Source organism: Acetobacter pasteurianus subsp. pasteurianus LMG 1262 = NBRC 106471 (genome assembly GCF_000285275.1).
Lineage (GTDB): Bacteria > Pseudomonadota > Alphaproteobacteria > Acetobacterales > Acetobacteraceae > Acetobacter > Acetobacter pasteurianus.
In genome coordinates this window covers 100,837-120,679 of record NZ_CADO01000067.1, presented here as the reverse complement: position 1 = coordinate 120,679, position 19,843 = coordinate 100,837, and the positions used below count along the sequence as shown (strand labels likewise).

At 55.8% G+C, this 19,843-nt stretch carries 18 protein-coding genes; 5 read left to right on the top strand and 13 right to left on the bottom strand.

Annotated features, from left to right (window positions below):
- Window positions 1-116 precede the first annotated feature (116 nt).
- The 7 genes from APA10_RS10310 to ubiA all read right to left on the bottom strand — a co-directional run bounded on the left by APA10_RS10310 (window position 117) and on the right by ubiA (window position 7,778).
- On the bottom strand, window positions 117-632 hold the full coding sequence (locus tag APA10_RS10310; RefSeq protein WP_003623960.1) for a Spy/CpxP family protein refolding chaperone: 516 nt from the start codon (window positions 630-632) through the stop codon (window positions 117-119).
- A 103-nt stretch (window positions 633-735) separates the two neighbouring features.
- Window positions 736-1,503, bottom strand: a complete 768-nt coding sequence (locus APA10_RS10305; RefSeq protein WP_003629622.1) for an ATP12 family chaperone protein — start codon at window positions 1,501-1,503, stop codon at window positions 736-738.
- On the bottom strand, window positions 1,500-3,656 hold the full coding sequence (locus tag APA10_RS10300; RefSeq protein ID WP_003629621.1) for an AsmA family protein: 2,157 nt from the start codon (window positions 3,654-3,656) through the stop codon (window positions 1,500-1,502). Before APA10_RS10300 ends, APA10_RS10305 begins: the two co-directional genes overlap by 4 nt.
- Before the next feature lie 33 nt (window positions 3,657-3,689).
- Window positions 3,690-4,676, bottom strand: a complete 987-nt coding sequence (locus APA10_RS10295) for an RluA family pseudouridine synthase (RefSeq protein WP_003629620.1) — start codon at window positions 4,674-4,676, stop codon at window positions 3,690-3,692.
- Window positions 4,677-4,692: 16 nt separating this feature from the next.
- Window positions 4,693-6,054 carry a replication-associated recombination protein A gene (locus APA10_RS10290; RefSeq protein WP_003629619.1) on the bottom strand — a complete coding sequence of 454 codons (1,362 nt, stop codon included), beginning with the start codon at window positions 6,052-6,054 and terminating at the stop codon, window positions 4,693-4,695.
- Between the two features lie 104 nt (window positions 6,055-6,158).
- Complete coding sequence (locus tag APA10_RS10285) at window positions 6,159-6,854, bottom strand: LolA family protein (protein ID WP_003629618.1); 696 nt, start codon at window positions 6,852-6,854, stop codon at window positions 6,159-6,161.
- A 6-nt stretch (window positions 6,855-6,860) separates the two neighbouring features.
- Complete coding sequence (gene ubiA / locus APA10_RS10280) at window positions 6,861-7,778, bottom strand: 4-hydroxybenzoate octaprenyltransferase (RefSeq protein WP_003629616.1); 918 nt, start codon at window positions 7,776-7,778, stop codon at window positions 6,861-6,863.
- 54 nt (window positions 7,779-7,832) lie between these two features.
- Between ubiA and APA10_RS10275 the strand changes: the two genes are divergently transcribed.
- Together APA10_RS10275 and APA10_RS10270 are read left to right on the top strand one after the other, a co-directional pair.
- Window positions 7,833-8,660 (top strand): 16S rRNA (uracil(1498)-N(3))-methyltransferase, encoded by an 828-nt coding sequence (locus tag APA10_RS10275; protein WP_003629614.1) that lies wholly within the window; start codon window positions 7,833-7,835, stop codon window positions 8,658-8,660.
- Between the two features lie 68 nt (window positions 8,661-8,728).
- A complete protein-coding gene (locus tag APA10_RS10270) occupies window positions 8,729-10,138 on the top strand; it encodes a glutamate--cysteine ligase (RefSeq protein WP_003629613.1) in 1,410 nt (469 codons plus the stop codon).
- Between the two features lie 36 nt (window positions 10,139-10,174).
- Here APA10_RS10270 and APA10_RS10265 read toward each other — a convergent pair whose 3' ends face one another.
- The 6 genes from APA10_RS10265 to APA10_RS10245 all read right to left on the bottom strand — a co-directional run bounded on the left by APA10_RS10265 (window position 10,175) and on the right by APA10_RS10245 (window position 15,929).
- The gene (locus APA10_RS10265; RefSeq protein ID WP_003629611.1) at window positions 10,175-11,566 is read right to left on the bottom strand and encodes an MFS transporter; all 1,392 of its coding nucleotides are present in this window, start codon (window positions 11,564-11,566) and stop codon (window positions 10,175-10,177) included.
- A gap of 30 nt (window positions 11,567-11,596) precedes the next feature.
- Window positions 11,597-11,746, bottom strand: a complete 150-nt coding sequence (locus tag APA10_RS15170) for a hypothetical protein (RefSeq protein WP_003629610.1) — start codon at window positions 11,744-11,746, stop codon at window positions 11,597-11,599.
- 101 nt (window positions 11,747-11,847) lie between these two features.
- On the bottom strand, window positions 11,848-13,266 hold the full coding sequence (der, locus tag APA10_RS10260) for a ribosome biogenesis GTPase Der (RefSeq protein WP_035362253.1): 1,419 nt from the start codon (window positions 13,264-13,266) through the stop codon (window positions 11,848-11,850).
- Window positions 13,267-13,279: 13 nt separating this feature from the next.
- Window positions 13,280-14,677, bottom strand: coding sequence for a PQQ-binding-like beta-propeller repeat protein (locus APA10_RS10255; protein ID WP_020944167.1), 1,398 nt, complete (start codon window positions 14,675-14,677; stop codon window positions 13,280-13,282).
- A 4-nt stretch (window positions 14,678-14,681) separates the two neighbouring features.
- Window positions 14,682-15,377 carry a tetratricopeptide repeat protein gene (locus APA10_RS10250; protein WP_003623976.1) on the bottom strand — a complete coding sequence of 232 codons (696 nt, stop codon included), beginning with the start codon at window positions 15,375-15,377 and terminating at the stop codon, window positions 14,682-14,684.
- Window positions 15,378-15,533: 156 nt separating this feature from the next.
- On the bottom strand, window positions 15,534-15,929 hold the full coding sequence (locus APA10_RS10245) for a hypothetical protein (RefSeq protein ID WP_003629607.1): 396 nt from the start codon (window positions 15,927-15,929) through the stop codon (window positions 15,534-15,536).
- Window positions 15,930-16,078: 149 nt separating this feature from the next.
- Between APA10_RS10245 and APA10_RS10240 the strand changes: the two genes are divergently transcribed.
- The 3 genes from APA10_RS10240 to asnB are packed head-to-tail and all read left to right on the top strand — an operon-like array spanning window position 16,079 to window position 19,803.
- Window positions 16,079-16,984: a glycosyltransferase family 9 protein gene (locus APA10_RS10240; RefSeq protein WP_003629605.1), complete on the top strand. Its 906-nt coding sequence runs from the start codon at window positions 16,079-16,081 to the stop codon at window positions 16,982-16,984.
- Window positions 16,981-18,042 (top strand): glycosyltransferase, encoded by a 1,062-nt coding sequence (locus APA10_RS10235; protein ID WP_003629604.1) that lies wholly within the window; start codon window positions 16,981-16,983, stop codon window positions 18,040-18,042. Before APA10_RS10240 ends, APA10_RS10235 begins: the two co-directional genes overlap by 4 nt.
- Window positions 18,043-19,803, top strand: a complete 1,761-nt coding sequence (gene asnB, locus APA10_RS10230) for an asparagine synthase (glutamine-hydrolyzing) (protein WP_003629603.1) — start codon at window positions 18,043-18,045, stop codon at window positions 19,801-19,803.
- Window positions 19,804-19,843: the final 40 nt, after the last annotated feature.

Sequence of the window (19,843 nt, the reverse complement as noted above, 5' to 3'; positions counted from 1 at the left end):
AAGTATCACACCCCATAACAAGACGCGCCACTGCGCGAACACTCGCGGAGTGGCGGGCCTGATTTGTTGCAGGGGTTACGGGATACCCCTGCGAGAGTCAAGAACCTTCTGGCGGTTTACTTGCCAGATTTATCTGCATCGGCTGCCGGAGCAGGATGTTCAACAGCATGAAGCTGGTCCAGCAGATCATGAATCTTGACCTGACGTGCATGAATCTGGGCCAACTGATCAGCCGTCAGCACATCATGGATGCGGGAAGCCGTTTCCAGATGCTGAGATTCACGCTGGGCGCGCAGCGTAGCCATTTCCTGCTGCAGCGTTGCAACCTTGTCTTTGTCCACCGGGCCCGGAGATGTCAGCGCATCTTCAATCTGGCGGTGGATTTTGTCGAAATCACCGCGGAGATCCTGCGCCTGATCCTGACGGTGTGCTTCCTGCAGAATGGTCTGAATCTGCTTGCGCTGCTTTTTGGTAAGATCAATGCCGTCCAGAGCATTCAGCCCTGCGCCCGGAATGCCGGGGCCAAAGCCGTTTCCATTAAATCCATTACCGGGTTCTGCATGTGCGCTTACGCCTGCAACAGAAACACCTGCAGCCACAATTGCTGCCAGAAGGGTCTTTTTGATTTTCATAATGTCTATGCTCCTTAAAGCTTGAACTGCTTCATACTTGGGGAAGATTTCAAACTTGCCAAGAGTGACGCCGCATATAAATCCTTGGGTATGCGGGTTGACATCAAGCTGCAGGCTTGCGCGCCAATTCCAGAAAACGGGCCGCATCGGCCACTTCCCGCTGTATACCGGCAATACGGTCCGTTATTTCCGTATCTTCACCCCACACAGCCATCTGCATACGTTCATCCAGCGTTGCGCTGGCCACCAGATCATCTACAGAACCAGCACCATTTACCAGCGCCAAACCCAGCACAAGGCTTCCCAATGCTGGCACGGAAACAGCAAGCACAGCCAATTCAGCCGGGTTCAGCTTTTCCATGGCATCATAGAGCTTCTGTAAAGACTCTTCGGGCTGCACAATCGGCATGACACTACATGATGTGTGCAGGATAGCCCCGTATTGCTTGCGCAGCCACTCCAGCCACGGGTCCCATTCCTTACGTTGGGCCTGCGCCAGCTTGCCTTCCCCCGGCTCCCGGTAACACAGCAGATCGCTGCCCGCATAAGCCAGAAGACTACGCAAAACCCCTTCCCGCTCCGCAGGAATACGCTCAATCATGGAACCGGCAATGCCTGTAAGGGGCAGATCAGCCGGTGAAAAACGGCCATCGGCATTTTGCCCGGCGGCCTGCCATTCTGCCGCCAGCGCATCTGCCAATGCACGAGACGTCACGCATAATGGGGTCTTGCGGGGCAGACGGATACTGCGCCCATCAAGCTGCACGACAAACCCCTGCCCTTCCGGCACAACATCTGCCTGCTTCCAGAACCGTTTGCGGCCAGCAGGCGCATTGCCAGAAACATTATGTTCGGTAGATGCCATTTTCATTGGAACAGCCCCAAGCCACGCAACATGTTCATGACCTTTCCTTCCTTGCCCGCTTTTTTCTGCGGCGCATCTGGCCCCGCCACACCCTCACGCGCGGCAGAAAGCATGGAGGGGCAGTTATCTCCCTCTCCATCATTTCCGCCAATGCTTATGCCGTATCGGCCTTCATAAGCCGGATCCATACGTGGTTTGGGGTCTGACAATGTGCCTGTAACCGCAACATCGGAAGAAGCCGAAGCTCCACCCAGCAACACGCGTGGAGAAAGGTGCATATCCAGCGCCTGAGAGCCCAGCCCCATCGTGCCATGACCATGCAGAACCAGAAACGGCGTTTCCAGCCCCAACATATCAATATTGGCGTTACCCTGCGCAAACTGCATATGGCTGCCAAAGCACCTTACGGGCATCTTGCCTTTAACCGGCACCTGCGGGCCCAGAAGCGTGCGAATAGCAGCACCACTTATGCTGCCGTCCACAACTGAAACCCCAAGATGCCCGTCCAGATTATTACGCCGATCTTCCGACGTTTCCCCCTGCGTGGAAACTGCGCCTACAAGCTGCACTGTGCCGGAGAGTGAAGAAGAAAGGCCAAGCCAGCGCTCAACAACAGGCAGGGGCAAAAACACAGGATGCGCCGCCAATTCAATCTGAGGCAAAGCACCCGCCACGTCATACACCAAGCGGCCAACTTGCTGGAAACCATTGCCTTCAGCCTGCACAGGCTCAAGTGTCAGCCTGCTGTTTTGCAACGTGGCATGCGTGCTGACATGCGCCCATGTGACACCCTGCCAGTTTACGCTCTGCGCTTGCACATCCATGGCACCTCGTGCGCCACGCAGCACATCCGGCACGGCATGGTGCCGCACAACAGATGCCGTATCAGCAACATCTATGTGCCCATCCACTTTAAGATCATTGGCAGCTGGCAGATCCCCACCCGGCACCACATGCGCAAGCTGGCCGTGCACATCCAGCGCAGAAGCGCCTGCACTTAAGGTACCTGTGCCGTGTATGCTGGATTCACCCTGTGTAAGCGTTAAATCCACCGGCACAATCTGCTGCGCAACGTGTTCGGACGCAGCCAACTGCTGCATTGTCCCTACTGTGCCACGCAAGCTCAACACCTGCGCACCAACCTGGCCGTCAATTTGTGCCGTTACCGGGTCTGTAGGGGCAGCCGTATCTATAACCACCCGTGTTAATGCGGCCTGTGGCAACCATGCGCCTACATCCACATTTTCAGCACGCACGTGCAGGCTTTGTGGCGCAGGCTGCGCACCCTGCCCGCCAACAGCCATATCTACAGAAACATTCCGGCCTTCTGGCAGATTTGCATGTGGGAAAAAGACATTCAAATCACGCAGTTGCGCAACAGAACCACCAATCTGCAACGCATAGACTTTTTGGCCCTGCGGATCCGTAATGGACCCATCTATATGGGCCAACCCGGCAGGATGTCCATTAACGGTAAGGGAAATTCTCAGCTGCATTGGCAACTGGGCAGACATTGGCAACAAAGGCCCTGTTTGCCCTGTAAGTGCTAACTGCCCAGCCCCTTTACGCAGCTTTACGTCAAAATCAGGCGCGTTACCCGAAAGCCCTTTTACCTTGCCTTCAGCAACCTGAAATGCACCAGAACGATGGTGCACCGCATCATCCCAAGCAACTTGCGCCTGTGTGAGCGAAAGATCTGAAACCGTCAGATTCCAGTGCATCTTGCCGGAACTGGCAGACGAAGAGCCCCCGATGCTACTCTGGCGTTCCTGCGGTGTGAAATGCCAGTCTGCCCGCCCATCTGCCAAACGGCGCAACTGCACCTGTGGGCTGATGAGGCTGACATCTTCAAACGCAATGCGATGAGAAAACAGTGGCAACAATGCCAGCCGGGCACGCACCTGCCCGATATCCAGCATGTTCACGCCATCTTCCGCCACGCTGGAAAGTTTTACGTCCTTTGCTTCCACCCACGGAAAAGGCAGAATCCACACATGCAACTGGCCAATGCTCAGGTGGCGGCCTGTGCTGCTTTCCACGGCATCGGCCAACCGTGTTTTCAGCCAGTCTGCATCCTGCGTGGCAGATATAATTGTGCCACCGCCCAGCGCCAGAACAGCGGCCCCCGCCAGCAGGCCGATTTTCCATTTCAGACGCATGTGCGTTTCTCCTGTTTCAACTTAAAACCGTCCTTATCCTTGGCCAGCACGGCGTGAAGGTGGCGGTGTGGTGCCCGGCACAAACCCAAGAGTTCGGAAGGTTTCACGCATATGAGGCGGCAATTCGGCACTTACAGTTAAGCGCCCACCAGCCGGATGCGGCATATCCAGCATACGGGCATGCAGATGCAACCTGTCTGTAAAGCCAGAAGGATGGGCTGCCGCTCCACCGTATTTGGGATCACCCAAAATAGGTGTGCCTAAAGATTCGCAATGCACACGGAGCTGATGCGTGCGTCCAGTAAGTGGTGAAAGCTCCAGCCAAGAAAACTTGCGCGCAGCCGAATCCAGCACTTCGTAAACAGACCGTGCAGATTGCGCATCGGCATCCTTACGGTCCGCCGCCACGGTAATGGAACCGGGGCCAGCACCCAAACGGGCCAACGGCTGATCTATCTCGCCCGAAAGCGGATCAGGCCGCCCGACCACGACAGCCCAATAGATTTTTTTCACATCCCGACCACGGAAAGATGCTGCCAGCTTGGCGGCCACACCGGGGGTGCGCGCCAGCAGCAGAAGGCCGGAGGTATCTTTATCAATCCGGTGCACCAGCCGTGGGCGCGGATCATCTTCTTCCCGCAAGCCATCCAGCATCATGTCAACATGCTTGGTAATACCGGGGCCACCCTGCACGGCAAGCCCTGCGGGCTTGTTAAGGACAATCACGTGCTTGTCCTGATACACCACCATCTTGCGGATTTCGCGCGCCAATTTTTCATCCAGCGGGCGCGGCACATCGCGCGCGGGTTTGGCAGCCATGGGTATGGGCGGCACGCGCACCGTTTGCCCCGGCTCCAGCCGGGTGGAGGCTTCTACCCTTTTGCCCTCAACACGAATCTGGCCCGTGCGGCACAGTTTTTGAAGCGCCCCCTGCGTAAGATGCGGGTAATGGCGGCGAAAATAGCGATCCAGACGAATACCAGCTTCGTCTTCGCTTACGGTACGATTGACAACACTCATGCGCCGATATTCACGACTAACGCCGATCCCGCAAGCGGGACCATGTTTCTAGCCTGTGACGAACCTCCCGTTCATAGCCTCTGCCCGTTGGATTATAGAAGTTCTGCCGCTTCATGCCGTCAGGAAAATAGTTCTGGCCAGAAAAGCCTTCTTCCGCATCATGGTCATACTGGTAACCCTTACCGTAACCAATATCCTGCATCAGTTTGGTGGGCGCGTTTAGAATATGTGCAGGCGGCATTAGGCTGCCTGTGGCCTTGGCGGCACGGCGGGCAGCGCCATAGGCTTTATAAACCGCGTTGGATTTGGGTGCTGTGGCCAGATGCACCACAAGCTGCGCCAAGGCCAGTTCACCCTCCGGCGAACCCAAACGCTCATACGTTTCCCACGCGGCCACGGCCAATGGCAGGGCATGCGGGTCTGCCATGCCTACGTCTTCTGCGGCAAAGCGTGTCATGCGGCGGGCTAGATAACGCGGGTCTTCTCCGCCTTCCAGCATACGGGCAAACCAATAGAGAGCCGCATCCGGGTCTGACCCGCGCATGGATTTATGCAGAGCGGAAATCAGGTTGTAATGCTCTTCCCTATCCCGATCATACAAAATGGCGCGTTTTGCCAACAGGCGGGAAAGTGCCTGCGCATCCAGCGGCTTTTCTGTTTTCAGGCTTAAAAGCTGCTCCACCATGTTGAGCAGATAGCGGCCATCACCATCTGCCATGGCGCGGAGGGTGACACGCCCATCTTCCGTAAGCGGCAAGGGCCTGCCTGTTTCTTCCTCCGCCCGCACCAACAGAGCTTCACAAGCTGGATCATCCAGCCGGTTGAGCACCATGACCTGACAGCGTGACAGCAAAGCCGAATTGAGCGCGAAGGATGGATTCTCTGTTGTGGCACCAACCAGTACAACGGTGCCATCTTCTACAACCGGCAAAAATCCATCCTGCTGCGCACGGTTAAAGCGATGGATTTCATCTACAAACAGCAGCGTGCCGCCACCCACTTCTGCCTGCCTGCGTGCATTCTCGAATGCTTTTTTCAGATCCGCCACGCCAGAAAACACAGCTGAAAGTTGCACAAACTTCAGCCCAGCAGCCTGTGCCAGAAGGCGGGCAATAGTGGTTTTACCAACACCCGGGCCGCCCCACAGAATCAGACTGGCGAGAGAGCCACGTTCCAGCATACGCGTAAGCGCACCTTCTGGCCCCAGCAAATGCGCCTGCCCAACAACATCTTCCAAACGCTGTGGGCGCAGACGATCCGCCAATGGCTGCATGGGCGCTGGCTTTTTGCGTGCGTCCGCATTTCTTCCCTGCGATTGCTCGGGGGAAAGCCCAAAAAGATCATCACCCATTATCGGGGGTTCACGCTCTGCGGCCATAGCCTGCGTGCCTCACTTCAATCTGTCTCAATCTGTATGAATATATCGGCCTGCACGGCAGCTTTTTCCAGAAGAAGCACGGAAAAAGCTGCTTTCAACACAGTTTAGTTGTCCTCGGCAGGCAGGACGAAAGTGCTTGCCGGAATGTCTGCGCCCGCATGCACATCAAACAAGGTTACGCGGGTTTCGCGCCCCTGCGCGTCCAGCACACTCCATGACCGCAGAGCAACTGGCGTTTCATAAAAAACCAGTGTCAGGCTGCCATCACCGGGGGAGGATGTGCGCACAAGCGTAACCTGCACCAGCCCGTTATCATGCTGAAAGCCCGTTACCGTGACATCATCTGTCAGGCTGACATGAGGGCGCAGCAGAAGGCCCAGAGGTGTACGCTCAATGGGAATAACCGTGGTTTGGTCCAACTGGTTATCTCGGAACACAACCTTGCCCCCGTTGGCTACCAGCAGCAGCGGTGAAGGCGGATCATACGCCAAGCGCATCTGGCCGGGGCGCTTCATCCACACGGTGCCGGTTGTGCGTTTTCCTTCTGCATCAAGCTGCTGAATGCGTGCCTGAAAGGTTTTGGACTGGTTAAGCGCCTGCTCAATCCGCTTCAGCCATGCTTTATCGGATGCAGAAAGCGCCACAGCAGCCGGAGCGGAAGAAGATGCTACGGGAATAGCCGTTTCACCGGTATCGTCCTGTGCATAAGCCTGGCTGCCAGCCAGAACCAACCCCATAGCCGCTGGCAGAACAGCCCGGAAAATGGATTTCATGAACGTGGTTTCTTTCATCTGAAGCATGCAGGCTTATACAGCTATCAACCCGGCAACCAGCGCCAACGCTACGGCCAAGCCAATTTCTCGATTAGCCCTAAACTGGGCCAGACACAAAGCGGGGCTTGTGGGGGCTACCTTACGGGCCTGTTGCCACAACAATATGGCAGGCAACACCAAAGCCACCCAAAAAAGTGGGCCAGACCCCGCCAAAACAGCGGCCACAGCCAGCAAAACAAGCATCAGCCCGTAACAGGTGCCAATAAACCCACGCGCCCGGCCGACCATAAGGCGAGATGTGGATTTCACACCAATGCGGGCATCATCTTCCATATCTTGAAAGCCGTAAATGGTATCAAAACCCAGTTGCCACACAATGGTTGCTGCATACAAAGCGGCTTGCGCCCAAGACAAATGCCCGGCCGCTGCCGCATATCCCATGGGTGCGCCAAAGCCGAAGGTAAACCCCATGACAAGCTGAGGCCACCACGTAAACCGCTTGGCCAATGGGTAAAGCGCCACCAGCAGCAGGGATGACACACCCAAAATCCATGAAAGGCTGTTCAACTGCACCAGCACAGCCAAGCCTGCCAGCAAAAGCAGCACCAAAAATAGTGTGGCCTGCTTCATGCTCAACGCGCCAGATGCCAATGGCCGCCCAGCCGTGCGCGCCACCTGCCGGTCTATATCCCTGTCCCACATATCGTTTACAACGCAGCCTGCGGCCCGCATCACAAGGCTGCCAATACCAAACAGCACAATCAGCCGAATACGTTCGGAAGTAGCAACGCCCTGAGGCAGCAAAATACCCCACATGCCCGGCAGCCATAAAAGCCACGTGCCTATGGGCCTATCCAACCGCGCAAGCAAAGCATAGGCCTGCAATGCTGGCGGTAGATGGGCGATCCACCCTGTAATACGGATATCTGTATGGCTGGAAGAAACTGACACGGCGGCTCACGTATCCTGTTCAGAAAGGCATATGGTGTTAAGGGCTGGTGTTCTATGCCACAAAGCGGAAACCACTTACACCTTTCAGCTCAGACAGACCCGGTAACCATGGTTGTAACAGATGCCTCCGCGCACCTTCCGCGCCTTTATAATGCCCCAGAAATACTGGGGGATGCCCACACGGGCCTCACGCTGCAAATTGCGCCAGATCAGGCCCGCTATCTAGGCACTGTGCTACGCAAAAAAGCTGGAGACCACGTGCGTATCTTCAACGCAAACAGTGGAGAATGGCTGGCACGCATTACGGAAATCCGGAAGGACAAAGGCTTTTTTGAGCTGGAACGCCAACTCCGCGCACCAACGCAACAGCCTGCCTTGGTTCTGGCTTTTGCCTTGCTCAAGCGCGATGCCACTGATCTGGTCTTACGTATGGGCACGGAGCTGGGTGTCACGCACTTTATGCCGCTTATTACCGAACGCACCAATACACACCGCATCAACCCCGACCGCCTGCATGCCATTGCCACCGAAGCCACAGAACAATGTGAGCGCTTTGATGTGCCGCAAATAGAGTCTCCGCAATCGTTCACAGATTTTCTGGCAAGCTGGCCACAGGAGCACCGGCTGTTTGCCGCCATAGAACGCGGAGAAGACCGGGCTATTCATACCCCCTCCCTGCTGCCCGATGCACATGCCGGGGATGGTTTTTTGGTTGGCCCTGAAGGGGGCCTAAGTGATAGGGAATGCCAGATGATGCTAAAATATTCTTGCATCACGCCAATATCCCTAGGCCCATTGGTGTTGCGGGCTGATACGGCCGTGGCTGCCGGGCTGGCACTTATAGGCTGCGGCTTGCGTTCGGCTGCTGTTTTGTCACAATAACGCTTCATATCTTCGCTTTGCTGGCGCAGAGTGCGATTTCTCTGTTTTTCAAGGATCTGTGATACCCCATGTCCAACCCCGGCGCATCAGATGAAACCCCTGCCCGCACCGTTGCACAGCTGGCCGAAGTGCTTGCGCAGGGATGCAAGCCGCGTGACGCATGGCGGATTGGCACGGAACACGAAAAATTCGGCTTTCTGCGCCCAGAAGCCGTAAAGGAAGGGCAGAAAGCCTATTCTGCCCCACCTTATGCCCCCAATGGCATTGAAGCCCTGCTTAAGGGCCTGCAGAAGTTTGAGCCGGATGATTGGACATCTGTGCTCGACAATAACAACATCATCGGCCTGAAAGGTCGGGGAGATGCCGCTGGTGCTGCTATCTCCCTTGAGCCTGCCGGGCAGTTTGAGCTTTCTGGCGCGCCCTTGCGCACCCTGCATGAAACAGCAGAAGAACTGACAGCCCATTTTGATGCCGTGCGCCCCATTGCGCGTGAACTGGGGCTGGGCTTTGCACCTTTGGGCTTTCACCCCACGGCCACACGGGCAGAACTGCCGTGGATGCCCAAATCCCGCTACGCCATTATGCGCGAATACATGCCCAAAGTTGGCTCAATGGGCTTGGACATGATGCAGCGTACCTGCACCGTGCAGGTTAATCTGGATTTTGGGTCTGAGCAGGACATGGTGCGCAAAATGCGTGTTTCCATGGCGCTGCAACCTGTAGCCACAGCCCTGTTTGCCAATTCTCCTTTTGTGGAAGGCAAGCCCAACAACATCCTCTCCAACCGCGCACAGGTCTGGACAGATACGGATAACGCACGCTCCGGCATGCCAGCATGCGTGTTTGAAGATGACTTCAGCTTTGAACGCTATGTGGAATGGGTGCTGGATGTGCCCATGTATTTCATTATGCGTGATGGCAAAATGCGCAACGTGGCTGGCCGCTCCTTCCGCGCATGGATGAATGGTGAACGACAGGACGGGCTGGAAGATGTAACCCCCACCATTGGGGATTTTGAAGACCACATTACAACAGCCTTCCCCGATGTGCGGCTCAAGCAGTTTTTGGAAATGCGCGGTGCAGATGCAGGCTCACCAGAAATGATGCTGGCTCTTTCCACTTTGTGGACGGGTGTTTTGTATGATGATGCTGCGCTGGAATCCGCTTGGGAGCTCGTAAAATCCCACCCATGGGAAGACTACGTAAAGCTGCGCGAGATTGTGCCACTTATGGGGCTGGATACGCCTTGGGGTGAAGGTACAGTGCGCGATCTGGCCGCACAGATGATTGCCATTGCCATGGACGGCCTACAGGGCCGGGACATGACGGATGAAAGCGGTCAGACAGAATGGGTTTATCTTGCCCCCCTCACCTCTTTGGTGGCGGGCGCACCCACACAGGCTGAACGTTGGCTGGAACGTTATTATGGCGCGTGGATGGGGGATGTCAGCCGCATCTTCCTTGAAGCGGAAGTCTGAACAACCGCACATAATGCGACCAATAAAAAAGCAGCCTCAGGCTGCTTTTTTTGTATTCAGAAACAAACGGCTTGCACTTAGCGTGGCAGCAAACAGCGCCACGCATCCGGCCATAAGCAAGCACTTTTGTGTGGCCCCTTGCGCAAACCACGTAAAAAAGGCCGCAACCCCCATAGCCCCCAAAGTCTGCCCAGCTTGGCGTGCAACCTGCACCATGCCACTGGCACCACCAGCCCGTGTATGAGGCGCAGCCACCATCATGGCCCGATTATTAGGGGGCTGAAAAAAACCAAACCCCCAACCCGCTACACCTGTACGCCATGCAATATCCCACACAGAAGGATGAGCAGGCAGAAGCCACAGCAAAAAGAAACCCAGTGCCGTTGTGCTCAAGCCAATGGAAGACAACACTCCCGCAGAAACCTTATCTGCCACGCGCCGGATCAATGGCGCCGCACACATAATGCCCAACGGCCACGGCGTAATAAGCAAACCCGTGGCGGCCGAACTAAGGCCAAGAGTGTTATGCAACGTAAACGGCATGGAAACGATGTAAAAATTAGAGGCCACAAAGCCACAGAACCCGGTGATAAAGGCCACTGCGAATTCTGGATTTTTCAGCAGATCAACAGGCAAAATGGGCTGAGGAGCTTCTGCCTCACGCCGCACCAACAACACTCCGGCGGCAAGCCCTGCCAACAGTAATGCACAAGAAATGGCTGTATTTTGGGAATGTGCCAGCCCATCTCCCCCCATTACGGAGGCCCCAAAAGCCAGCATGCACAATATACTGCCTGTAATATCCAACGAGCCAGAAGTGCGCGGCACTTTAGGCAGCGCATAAAAGGCCATGCCCAAAGCCAAAGCCCCAAATGGCAGGTTAATCCAGAACAGCCACGGCCAAGACCCTATGGTGAGAATAGCCGCAGCAGCCGTTGGCCCCAAGGCCACCCCAAGCGCCACCACAACGCCATTGAGAGCAATACCGCGCCCAATTTCTGCATGAGGGTAAATAAACCGCACCAGTGCAATATTCACACTCATAATGCAGGCGCCGCCAATACCCTGCAACACACGCGCACCCGCCAAAATAGGCAAGCTGGTGGCCGTGGCGCAGAACAGGGATGACACCATGAAAATGATGATCCCAACCTGACAAAGCCGGGCAAACCCCACCCGGCTACCCAACGCTGCCAGCGGTAGCAGAGAAACCAGACTGGCCATCTGATAGGCATTTACAACCCAGATGGACGAAGATGAGGAAGCGTTTAAATCCCGCGCAATATCGGGCAGCGCAACGTTTGCAATGGCGTAATCCAACAATGCCAGAAAAACAGAAAGCGCCACAGCCAGCATGGCCATATTGCGGGCCGCTCCATGAAGCCCATCCACCACGGGTGCAGACTGAGAAGTGGGGAGCTGTGTCATGGAGCAAAACGTCCTTCTGTCTGCAAGGCGTTACATGCCTGCTTTTTCTGGAAATCCAGAACGCACGCAGGCCTGTTTCTGCCACCCACCTTGCACAGCCAATGTATGGGCCGTAACCGCGCACGCCAATTTATACGCCATAGGCAAAACAATATGGGCACTACCTGATGCAGTGCCCACACAAAAAACCTATGCTCATCTCCTTTACCGCCAGAGCACCCCTGTCATCACTGGCAATAGTGCTCTTGCTCTGGTAGGAAGACGAAACCGCACTTACCAGATCAGGAATCTGCGTAAGGGTTTTTGGTGCCGCGCGTTTGCAAGCGAATAGGCACACCCGGCAGATCAAACGTTTCACGCAGGCCGTTTACAAGGTAGCGCTTGTAATCATCCGGCAGTTGCTCAGCCCGTGTGCCGAAAATAACAAACGTTGGCGGGCGAGATTTAACCTGCGTGATATACCGCAGTTTCAGCCTGCGCCCCTGTACCAATGGCGGCTGATGGCGTTCCAGCATTTCCTCAAACCAACGGTTGAGGGCACCTGTGGGCACACGTGCGTTCCAGACTGTCCATGCATCACGCACTGCTGGCAGCAGCTTGTGAATGGAAGCGCCGGTAAGTGCGGAAAAAGTAACAACTGGTACGCCACGCATCTGGGCCAGAGAAATGCTCAAACGGTCCAAAATCGCATTGCGCGTGGCTGTCCGATCCTGCACGGCATCCCATTTGTTCAGGGCTAATACGCAGGCACGGCCTTCACGCTCAATCAAACGGGCAATCTGCAAATCCTGCTCATGCACGCCCAATGTAGCATCCAGCACCAGCACGGCCACCTCTGCCATTTTCAGTGCTTCAATAGCAGCCGAAACGGACATTTTTTCCAGAGATTCATCGATGCGCGCTTTTTTGCGCAAACCAGCCGTATCTACAATTTCAAACGTATCATCGCCATCTTTCAACGTAACAGCAATGGAATCACGCGTAAGCCCTGCTTCTGGGCCGGTAATCATACGCTCTTCACCCAAAAGGGCATTCATGAGCGTAGATTTGCCAGCATTGGGGCGGCCCACAATAGCCACACGCAATGGGCCTGTTGGGCGCGGAGGTTCTTCCCCTTCTTCCACAGCAAAATCATCTGCTGCTTCAATTTCAGGTTCTGCCTCATGTTCCGGCTCTGCGGGCAGCCTATCGGCAATTTCCCACATCAGATCCGTCACACCTTCACCGTGTTCGGCAGAAAGTGCCAAAGGTTCACCCAAACCCAGAGCATAGGCTTCCATTGCGGAAGCTGCGCCAAGGCGCCCTTCGGATTTATTGGCAATCAACAACACAGGGCGGTTCTGACGCCGGATCCACTGTGCAAAATGCTCATCTGCTGGCGTAATACCAGCACGCGCATCTACGCAAAACAGCACCAGGTCTGCTTCACGCACGGCACTTTCAGAAGAAAAGCGCATCCGCCCGAACAGGCTTTCGGGTGCTGCTTCTTCCAACCCTGCTGTATCAATCAACCGCACGTACCGCCCACGAATAAGGGCCACACCTTCCTTGCGGTCTCGGGTTACACCAGGCGTATCTGCCACAAGTGCCTGCCTACGCCCAACAAGGCGGTTAAACAGCGTGGATTTACCAACATTTGGCCGACCTGCAATAACAACAACAGGCATATCCCCCGTAGGAAGCGGCGGAGGTGGGCGCATGGATTTGCGGCGATCAGCCATAAGAGCAAAGGTTCCCGTCGTTTGTCACGATCAGCATCTGGTTATCTACGATAATTGGCGGCACGAAAGAAACGGCATCCATGCTGTCTACTGATATAATTGCACCTGTTGTCGGGTTAATCCGCACCATACCATTTTCTGGCAGAGAACTCAGACAAACCAGTTCGCTGCCCACCAGCATGGGGCCAAACCAGGTTACGATATCTTTGTGCACATCCACCCGCCGGAAGCGGCGGAGCTGTGTAATCCAGCGCACATGGCCGGAAAGGCGGTCAATACATGCAATCTGCTGGTCTAGCGAGACCACAAAAAGCCAATCCCCCACGCATAGCAGGCTGTTTTGGCTGGCAACCGAGCGTTCCCACACACGGCGGCCTGTGCGGATATCAATGGCAGCCAACACCTGCGCCATGCTTACGGCATACACAATGCTATCAACAATAACAGGCAACCCACGCACACAGGACAGATCCAGCGTGCTGGCCTGACTGTTGACGTTGCCCATCATGTCACTCCAGACAACCTCACCACTTTCCACTCGGAAAGCAACAAGATCGCCCCCACCAAACCCGGCCACCACAATGCCGTTATCTACAGCAGGGGCAGGCTGGCCAAACACGGTGGTTTCAACAGATGTGGCCGTATACGTCCACAACTGGCGGCCGGTGGCGGAATCCAGCGCGAAAAACCGCTCATCAATTGTGCCAAAGAAAACACGCCCGCCAGCAACCGTTGGAGCAGAACGCCCCGGTGCGCCATTGGTGGTTTTCCACTTTACCTTACCGGTTGCGGCATCCACCGCCATGGTCTGGGAAATGCCGTCTACAATGTAGACAACACCGCCATCTACAGCCAAACCGCCGCCCATATTGGCAGAGTAAGATTTTCTGGGGCGTGGATTATATGTCCAGATATGGCGCATGCCGGGCCAGGAAAAAGCACGCACAACGCCTTGGGCATCCATAATAAACAGGCGGCCATCCTGCACAACAGGTGGTGCAGGAATAAGCCCGCGGCCCAAAGTGCCCAGTGCAGCCCATGCCATGAAATCTGGCTGGGAGATACCGGCCCCGATATCCTTGCTCCATCTTTTATGCAGCCCGCCCCAAGCATAATTGCTGCCGGTATGGGCCGAAACACGCCCACAAATAGGCCATTCCGAAACGCTAATAGTAGGAGGGATTGTAATGGGCGTATGATCGTCTGGGTCAACCATCAACCCGGAGCCGGAAGACAGAATATCCGTGCGGTGCCCGGCCAGAATGGGCTTTCTGTCACTCTCAAACATGGTGCACCCGGCCAGCGCAGGGGCCAATGCGGCGCCTCCTAGCAGGGCTCGGCGTGAAAGTCCGGAACGTCTGGTTGCGCTGGATTTCTTGTTGCTGCTCATTCTATTAGCCTGCTGTCGGATCAAGGGCCTGCATCATATCCTGCGCCCGGTTGCGTACGCCCTGAGGAACATCCTGCGCAGCCTGTAGCGCTGCAAATTTCTGCCGGGCCTCTGCCACATGCCCTTCGCGCACATCCAGAACAGCCAAGGCTTCCATGGCCAGACCATTCCACGGCTTGCCTTTGCCAGTAAGCAGCGCAAGGCGGGAGCGCAGTGTAGCGGGCTCTCCGGTATCCAACTGTTTTTGGCACCACAGCAAGGTTGCCAGATCACGCAGAGCAGAATCTGCGTTGGGGTCTTTCTGCACGGCATCCCATGCAGCCAGTGCACCTTTTACATCACCCCGCGCCGCCTGCACGCCACCTTCCTGCAAACGGGCCAGAACAGCCACGCCTTTTGCATCGGAAGATGCCAATTTCTGTAATGAGGCCAAACCCGCCTGCGCGGTAGTGGTGAGATCTACCGTGCCTGATGAAGGAGTTGAGGGCAGATGATCTGTCTGCCGCAAGGCCGTAAGATACGTTCCCGTAGCTTCCAATGCCTGAGATTTCTGGCTGGAAACATGCCAAGACCACGCACCAATGCCCGCAAGCACGGCCACAATCAGCCCAATACCCGCACCGGCATAGCGCTTTGCTGCCATACGCAGGCGCTCGGCCTGCATTTCCTCATCAACTTCCTTGAAAAGATCCTCTGCCACGGTCTGGCCTGTTCCTGTCTGCTGGCGTTCTGCCTGACGGCTTTGTGTTACCGTCTATCTGCCTCAGCCGGGGGTATCATACAAGTCATGCAGGCAATCAGCCTGATGGCGGCTCTTTTACTGCTGTACCAGAAAACAGCCGCCCTGCCGAAAATTTTAGTGCTCTGCCTTCTGTAATTTTGCCCCTCCGGCCTTAAGGGCCGTGGTCAATTTGGTGAAATTACCGGCAATACGCTTTTGCACGGTGCTGCTGCCTTCATGGATATGGGCAATTTTTTCACGCGCTTCGTTGCTGATAGCCGTTTCTTCTTTAACAGCAGCCTTGGCCACACAGCTGTTATAGGTGCGTGCTGCTTTTTCGTAAGCACTTACCTTATCAACACTGGCGTTATATTTATCAACGGAAGACACTTCCACAGAAGGTGCTACAGGTTCTGCACCGCAGGCGCTGGCTGTCCACATCTTGTCTGCGGCCTGCGCAGGCATGGCAACACCGCTGCACAACTGGGCGGCTGTAAGCCCGGCGATAAGATAAAAACCTTTCCTAATCATTCCTGTATCCCCGATTCAGAGCAGAGATATTTCTTCTGCCCAGTTTATAACTTTACCATCAGCAAACGCTTCTTGCACAGGCAGCGCAAATGTCCACACCTGCGCGCACTGGGTTGGAAAAAAAACCGTAAGACAGTATAGGCGCGATAATGCGCATTCTTTTCATCACGGCCACACGTCTGGGCGATGCCGTGCTTTCTACGGGCCTGCTGGCATATCTGCACCAACGCTGGCCAGATGCGCGGTTTACCATTGCATGTGGGCCTGTTGCCGCCGGGCTGTTTAGCGCCTTTCCCGGACTCGAACGCACCATTGTAATGGAAAAGCGCCCCTATGATCTGCACTGGCTTGATCTGTGGAAAGCCTGCGTGCCTTTCAAATGGGACATCACGGTAGACCTGCGCGGCTCAGCCGTTACATTTCTTCTACGTTCGGGCCGCCGGTTTATTATGCGCGGCGGGCGGCGGGCTGGCGCGCGCATTACGCATTTGGGAAATGTTCTGAACCTTTCTCCGCCTCCACTCCCGACTGTTTGGGTCAGCCCGGCTGATCGTGCAAAAGCACAGCAGATTATTCCTAATACCTCACCCATCATCGCCCTAGGCCCCACAGCAAACTGGACAGGCAAAATCTGGCCAACAGAGCGTTACCGGCCCCTATGGCAACGCCTGTGTGCGGCATACCCCCAGATTCGACCTGCCATTTTCTATGGTCCGGGAGAGCAGGAAGCCGCACTCGCCCGCCCTGTTCTGGAAGCCCTGCCCAACGCCATAGATGCCGGAGGCCATTTTTCCCTTACGGAAGTAGCCGCCATGCTGGCCCGTTGCCGCCTATATATTGGCAATGATTCGGGTCTGATGCATCTGGCCGCAGCCGCAGGCACACCCACTTTGGGGCTTTTTGGGCCATCTCGTGCATCGGAATACGCGCCTTCTGGCAAAAACGCACGATGGATTGCAGCCCCCGGCCCAGAGGGCGAAGCCCCCATAGTTGGGCTGGATGTTGCGGATGTTGCCACAGCAGCGCTCTCCCTTCTCAAGGAAACCGGCATATGATGGATGACACCACCAACGGGCAGAACACACAGCCTTTGAAAGTTGCGCACATTATGGCCGGAGCCCCCACAGGTGGGGCTGAGCTGTTTTTTGAACGCCTGTGTATTGCACAAGCTGCGGCAGGACTTTCCGTTCTGCCTGTTATCCGCACTAACCCGAAGCGTGCCCAACGTTTACGTGCAGGCAACCTTGCGCCCGTTGAACTGCCTTTTGGCAACATGCTGGATATACGCACCCGCATGGGCCTTCGTTCTGCTCTTAAAGAATTCTCTCCCCGCGTTGCCGTTGCATGGATGAACCGTGCCGCACGTTTTGCTCCCCAAGGTAACTGGGTGCTGGCTGGGCGGCTGGGGGGATTTTATGATCTTTCCTATTATCGCCGCTGCTCTCATCTTATTGGCAATACGCATGGCTTGGTGCGCTGGATGCGCGATCAAGGCTGGCCAGCCGATGCCGTGCATTACCTCCCCAACTTCGCCACGGATCTGGCGGCCACACCACCCGTATGGCCAGATTTTTTGCCGCACGGCGCCCCTTTTCTGCTGGCATTGGGGCGGCTGCATAAGAACAAGGCTTTTGATGTTCTTATCCGTGCCATGAAGCATGTGCCACACATCCCGCTTGTTATTGCCGGAGAAGGGCCAGAACGCGCAGCACTGGAAGCACTTGCCCAGCAGGAAGGTGTGGCCGAACGTGTATTCATGCCCGGATGGGCCAATCAGCCCGGAGGCTTGCTACGCGCCTGCTCCGCCATGATCTGCCCTTCCCGGCACGAACCATTGGGCAATGTTGTGATTGAAGGGTTTTCGGCCTGCAAACCGGTTATTGCCGCTGCTTCTCAAGGCCCCAGTGAACTCATCCGTAATGGTGAAAACGGCCTGCTGGCTCCGGTAGAAGATGCAAATGCTCTGGCTGCGCAGATCTGCACTGCACTGGAAACACCAGAACTGGCTGCCCGTATGGCGCAGGCAGGCCGCAGGGATTATGAAACAACCTATGCTGTCACCCCCGTTCTGGATGCGTGGCATAAATTCTTGTCCACGGTGGAGGCCGGGTAAATGTGTGGCATTGGGGGGCTGATTTATACGCCCGGCACGCAGCCATGTTCCGAATCGGTTCTGGAACGTATGGCGCAGGCCTTGGGCCATCGTGGCCCCAATGGTGTGCATATTGCCCGGTTGGGCCGTGCCGATATGGTGCATACACGCCTTGCCATTATTGATCTGGAAGGTGGAGACCAACCCTTAACCAGTGGCGATGGCACGCTTGTTGCCAATGGTGAAATCTATAACGACCCGCAAATTCGCCGACAGATCGGGCCAGAGCATTTCCAGACCGGAAGTGATTGTGAATCTCCTCTGCTTTTGTGGGAGCGTAACGGCTGCACCTATACCCGCGGGCTGCGCGGCATGTATGCTATTGGCCTGTACGATAAAGCCCAGCAGGAACTCCTGCTCTCGCGCGATCCGTTTGGGATCAAACCTCTTTATTTTACCGAATTTTCAGGCGGCATTGCCTTTGCCTCCGAACCCGCGCCTTTAATTGCCTCGGGGCTTGCCCCGCGCGCCATTGCGCCTGCTGTGCGCGATGAACTGCTGCAACTGCAGTTCACCACAGGGTGGGAAACAATTTTTCCCGGTATTCAGCGTATCATGCCGGGGGAAACTCTGCGCATCAACCAAGGGCGTATTCTGGACAGGCAACGGCAATCCCCCATTCCGTCCCACGCTCCTTTTTTCACTTCTGAAGCTGAGGCCCTGAACTATCTTGATGCAGCCTTGATGGACAGCGTGCATGCGCATGAACGTTCTGATGTGCCTTTTGGGCTGTTTCTTTCTGGCGGCATAGATAGTGCCTGCCTGCTAACAGCCATGAGCCGCCTACCCCGCACCACGCCCTTGCGCACATGGACCGCCATTTTTGATGCCCCCGGTGCCGCAGATGAAGCAGAAGCTGCCAATGCCTTAGCCCAACATGCCCGCGCCAAACATGAAACCTTGCGCATTACCGCAGATATGGTGTGGCAGCACCTGCCAGCCATTGTGGCCTGTATGGATGATCCGGTTGCAGATTACGCCATTATTCCCACATGGTTTTTGGCCCAAAAAGCAGCACAGGATGTAACCGTTATTCTCTCTGGCGAAGGGGGAGATGAACTGTTTTGTGGCTATGGGCGTTATCGCTCTGCCAGCCGCCCGTGGTGGAAAGGCAAGCGGCGCATGTGGCGGCGCGGTATTTTTGACAACATGAATATTCTGCGCCAGCACCCAGCCCATTGGCGGGATGGCATAGCCGCTGCAGAAATGGCCGCTGCAGATGCCGCAACGCCACTTTCACGCCTGCAAGCTGTAGATATTGCGGAATGGTTGCCAAATGATCTGCTTATCAAGCTGGATCGATGCCTGATGGCACATGGGCTAGAAGGCCGCACACCGTTGCTAGACCCCGTTGTGGCCCAAACAGCATGGCGCCTGCCCGATTCCATGCGCCTGCGTGATGGCAAGGGAAAATGGCTTTTGCGCAAATGGTTGCAGCAACACAATTCTGCCGCACGCCCCTTTGCCCCCAAGCAAGGCTTTACCGTGCCGATTGGCACATGGATCAGGCAGCAAGGTGCTCATCTTGGTGACTTGGTGGCGCGGCAGGAATGTATTGCAGAAATTGCCCGGCCAGACCGTGTAAAAGCCCTGTTTCGCGCAGCAGATAACCGCAGAACGGGTGCGGCCGCATGGGCACTTTTGTTTTATGCTCTGTGGCATCGCACACATATTCGCAATCTTCCGACAGAAGGCGATGTGTTTTCTGCCTTAAGCCAGTAAGGTTTTGAACAGTTTCTGTTCCTTACCCCAAAAGCCCTCT

Excerpts from the sequence above, each read along its gene's own strand:
- APA10_RS10310 (WP_003623960.1), bottom strand. The coding sequence starts at position 632 with ATGAAAATCAAAAAGACCCTTCTGGCAGCAATTGTGGCTGCAGGTGTT.
- APA10_RS10305 (WP_003629622.1), bottom strand. The coding sequence starts at position 1,503 with ATGAAAATGGCATCTACCGAACATAATGTTTCTGGCAATGCGCCTGCT.
- APA10_RS10300 (WP_003629621.1), bottom strand. The coding sequence starts at position 3,656 with ATGCGTCTGAAATGGAAAATCGGCCTGCTGGCGGGGGCCGCTGTTCTG.
- APA10_RS10295 (WP_003629620.1), bottom strand. The coding sequence starts at position 4,676 with ATGAGTGTTGTCAATCGTACCGTAAGCGAAGACGAAGCTGGTATTCGT.
- APA10_RS10290 (WP_003629619.1), bottom strand. The coding sequence starts at position 6,054 with ATGGCCGCAGAGCGTGAACCCCCGATAATGGGTGATGATCTTTTTGGG.
- APA10_RS10285 (WP_003629618.1), bottom strand. The coding sequence starts at position 6,854 with ATGCTTCAGATGAAAGAAACCACGTTCATGAAATCCATTTTCCGGGCT.
- APA10_RS10275 (WP_003629614.1), top strand. The coding sequence starts at position 7,833 with ATGCCACAAAGCGGAAACCACTTACACCTTTCAGCTCAGACAGACCCG.
- APA10_RS10270 (WP_003629613.1), top strand. The coding sequence starts at position 8,729 with ATGTCCAACCCCGGCGCATCAGATGAAACCCCTGCCCGCACCGTTGCA.
- APA10_RS10265 (WP_003629611.1), bottom strand. The coding sequence starts at position 11,566 with ATGACACAGCTCCCCACTTCTCAGTCTGCACCCGTGGTGGATGGGCTT.
- der (WP_035362253.1), bottom strand. The coding sequence starts at position 13,266 with ATGCGCCCACCTCCGCCGCTTCCTACGGGGGATATGCCTGTTGTTGTT.
- APA10_RS10255 (WP_020944167.1), bottom strand. The coding sequence starts at position 14,677 with ATGAGCAGCAACAAGAAATCCAGCGCAACCAGACGTTCCGGACTTTCA.
- APA10_RS10245 (WP_003629607.1), bottom strand. The coding sequence starts at position 15,929 with ATGATTAGGAAAGGTTTTTATCTTATCGCCGGGCTTACAGCCGCCCAG.
- APA10_RS10240 (WP_003629605.1), top strand. The coding sequence starts at position 16,079 with ATGCGCATTCTTTTCATCACGGCCACACGTCTGGGCGATGCCGTGCTT.
- APA10_RS10235 (WP_003629604.1), top strand. The coding sequence starts at position 16,981 with ATGATGGATGACACCACCAACGGGCAGAACACACAGCCTTTGAAAGTT.
- asnB (WP_003629603.1), top strand. The coding sequence starts at position 18,043 with ATGTGTGGCATTGGGGGGCTGATTTATACGCCCGGCACGCAGCCATGT.